Annotated in this window: 3 protein-coding genes and 1 pseudogene; all 4 read left to right on the top strand. The window is 38.4% G+C overall.

The annotated features are described in order from the left end of the window. Positions 1-273: pseudogene (locus CDG77_RS34090) on the top strand (STM4014 family protein); the annotation flags it as partial. A 35-nt stretch (positions 274-308) separates the two neighbouring features. After that, positions 309-1,532: a hypothetical protein gene (locus CDG77_RS34095; RefSeq protein WP_094333556.1), complete on the top strand. Its 1,224-nt coding sequence runs from the start codon at positions 309-311 to the stop codon at positions 1,530-1,532. 110 nt (positions 1,533-1,642) lie between these two features. After that, positions 1,643-2,434: an STM4013/SEN3800 family hydrolase gene (locus CDG77_RS34100; protein ID WP_223270141.1), complete on the top strand. Its 792-nt coding sequence runs from the start codon at positions 1,643-1,645 to the stop codon at positions 2,432-2,434. Positions 2,435-2,486: 52 nt separating this feature from the next. Then, on the top strand, positions 2,487-3,347 hold the full coding sequence (locus CDG77_RS34105; RefSeq protein ID WP_223270142.1) for an STM4012 family radical SAM protein: 861 nt from the start codon (positions 2,487-2,489) through the stop codon (positions 3,345-3,347). The last annotated feature ends 43 nt before the right edge of the window (positions 3,348-3,390 follow it).

Consider the following 3,390-nt stretch of genomic DNA (forward strand, 5'->3'; position numbering starts at 1 on the left):
ACAAATTTGCATTTGGGGAATGAACGGGGAAATACTGAGGAATTTTTAGCAAAAGTTGGTGTAGAAAATTGGGAGATCATGAAGCGAACTTGCGAACAAGCAGCAGGGTTATTTCCTAATAGTTTATATTGCGGAGTTGATTTATTAATTTTACCAGATTGGAAAACTCATGCGATTTTAGAGATTAATGCTTTCGGTGATTTATTACCGGGGATTTTATGGAATGGGATGGATACTTACACAAGTGAAGTTAAGGCTATTTTGGCAAGATAAATGTAGGCTGCGACTATAAATTAGGATGAACCAAAATGAACAACAATTCAAATCAACCAGGAGAATTTGACGCAGTACTTGGTGGAGAAGTGCCACCTCCTGTTAGTGGTGTGGTATTAGGAGGAATTGAAGGGGTAAAAAGTCGCTTAAAAAGTTCGGTTATTGAAGTGAAACTCGCTGCTCTTTCTGAAGCTTTGAATTATGGAGATATGGGTTTAGATTTAGTAATTAATACTTTAACTGATTCTTCCGAGCGAGTGCAGCATTTTGCTGCAAGGCTATTAAAGAGAAGTGGAAATGAAAAAGGTAAGCAAGCAGTAATAGATTATGACATTCGGTTATTTTTTCGCTTGCTAACAGAGTGGAAATTTGAGAATTTTGATCCTTCTATTGGTATCACCAATGTAATGGATACAGCCTATGTTCTTGGATATGTTGAATATAGTCCTTTCGATTTTAGCCAATTTGAAGCTTTGCTTTGTGACTCTCAAGCCGATAAAATCCAGGCTTTAGTTTGCCAAATATGGGCAGACAATTACCGTAATACAAGGGCTGGTAATATCATAAAAACTATTTCTTCTGCATATAAGGAACTGACTAGTCTTAAAACTCTTTTCATTGGAGATGGGTATGATGAACCATACAAAGTTTCTTATGTTTCTTTAGGTGATGTTAGCCCAGTGCTGACCGCTTATCCAAATCTAGAAGTCTTACAAGTTCGTTGTGATGACTCTCTAAAATTCAGTCCACTAAAACACCATAGCTTAAAGACATTGATTGTTGAAACTGGTCACGGACTCAGCTATCAAACTATTGATCAAATTTGTGTTCTTGAATTGTCCAATCTAGAGTATCTAGAATTATGGTTGGGTAGAGACGATGATTTCCATTATGAAGGAATAAATTCAGGTATCAGCAGATTGATACCTCTTCTCAAAAATATGTTATTTCCTAAATTAGAATATTTAGGTTTAAAGAGTTGTGAATATGCAGATGAACTTACTGAAATTTTAGTAGAATCTCCTTTAATGGATAATCTTAAAATATTAGACTTATCAATGGGAAAATTAACAGATAAAGGCGCACAAATTTTATTTAACTGTTCAAAAATCAATCATTTACATATACTGAATGTTTCTATGAATCGTTTATCTACAAGTATGATTGAGCAGCTATCTCAACTCAATTGTCACTTAGAAGCAGAACCACAAGATACTGAAAGTGGCAGTGGGTTGCGCTATTGGTCTTTGTATGAATGAAATAAAAAATAGAAACTAAATCTCGTTATTCTCTGCAACTCCGCGTCTCTGCGTGAACCTAAAAATATGTATACTGCTAAGATTTATTATTTTTCCTCGCCATGTTCAACATGAATCAAATAGTTGGAACCTACGATATATTATTTATCACTATAGACACACTACGTTACGACGTAGCTAAAAACCTACTCGCACAAAAACGCACTCCGAACTTAGCAAAAGTACTCCCTAAAACAGGTTGGGAAGAACGCCATTCACCCGGAAACTTTACCTATGCTTCTCATCATGCGTTTTTCGCTGGCTTTTTACCCACACCTGTAACACCTGGAATTCACCCCCGCCTTTTTGCTTTGGGATTTGAAGGAAGTACCACTACAACTGATACCACTTGTGTGTTAGATAGCTCAAATATTGTTAATGGATTAGCTGCAAAGGGATATCATACAGTTTGCATTGGTGGAGTTGGTTTTTTCAACAAACTCAACCCTTTAGGTAATGTAATTCCCTCAATGTTTGCCGAAAGTTATTGGAGTCCAGAATTAGGTGTTACTAACCCCGAATCTACAGAAAATCAGGTAAATCTTGCGCGACATATTTTAGAAAAAACGCCAAACAATCAACGCATATTTTTATTTATAAATATTTCTGCTTTGCATCAACCAAATTATTTCTATCTTCCCGATGCCAAAGATAAAATCGATACGATTGAATCTCACGCCGCAGCTTTGGAATATGTCGATCGCCAATTAGCCAAACTCTGGAATATTATACGACAAAGGCATTCTACTTTTTGCATTCTCTGTTCCGACCACGGGACAACTTATGGTGAAGATGGTTACACTGGACATCGACTTAGCCATCCTGTGGTTTGGACTGTTCCCTATGCTGAGTTTGTTTTATGAAAATCTCACGCAGAGACGCAGAGGCGCAGAGTTCTAAATTCTTTTAAATTTTATGCTGACAATCCAAAATCTCAAATCTAAAATTGCCCAGTCTCCCTATCAAGCATACGTTTATTCTTATCCCCACAAAACAGCTTACCGTCCCATCTCCCCACCTGTGTATCTCCCGGAACTTTGGGCGCAGCAAGATAGACAAGCGCTATTTCTCTACATACATATACCGTTTTGTGAAATGCGTTGTGGGTTCTGCAATCTGTTTACTACAGTCAGCCACAATGAAGATTTTATGAGTCAATATGTCCGCACATTACAGCGACAGGCGCAACGGATGAAGACGGTGTTGGGTGATGCGTCATTTGCTAGGTTCGCTATTGGTGGCGGAACTCCCACCCAATTACCGATTCAGCACCTCGAAACTATTCTCAATATTGCTGAAAATACAATGGGTGCAAAGTTACAGGAAATTCCCATTTCTGTGGAAGTTTCGCCAGAAACCGCCACTGAGGATAAGTTAAAGTTGTTGCGATCGCACGCCGTCGATCGTGTTAGCATTGGTATCCAAAGCTTCATCGATTCAGAAGTCTTAGCCACCCAGCGCCGTCAATCTAGTACCCAAGTAGAAGCAACGCTGACAAGGATAAAAGAGATGGGATTTCCCACTCTGAATATTGATTTGATTTACGGTTTACCCGGACAAACTGTAAATAGTTGGTTGCAATCAATACAAGCTACCTTGCGTTTTCAACCAGAAGAAATTTATCTATATCCATTGTACGTGCGATCGCTCACAGGTTTGGGACGCACAGATAAAGAATGGGACGATATTCGTTTAGCTTGTTATCGGGAAGGGCGATCGCTATTATTGTCAGAAGGATATACCCAAGTTTCCATGCGGATGTTTGTTGGCGTTTAGCAAAAGGGCAATATTCACAACCGTAGTTGCAACTAATTAAAGA

This window comes from Nostoc sp. 'Peltigera membranacea cyanobiont' 213, assembly GCF_002245975.1.
Taxonomy (GTDB): Bacteria; Cyanobacteriota; Cyanobacteriia; order Cyanobacteriales; family Nostocaceae; genus Nostoc.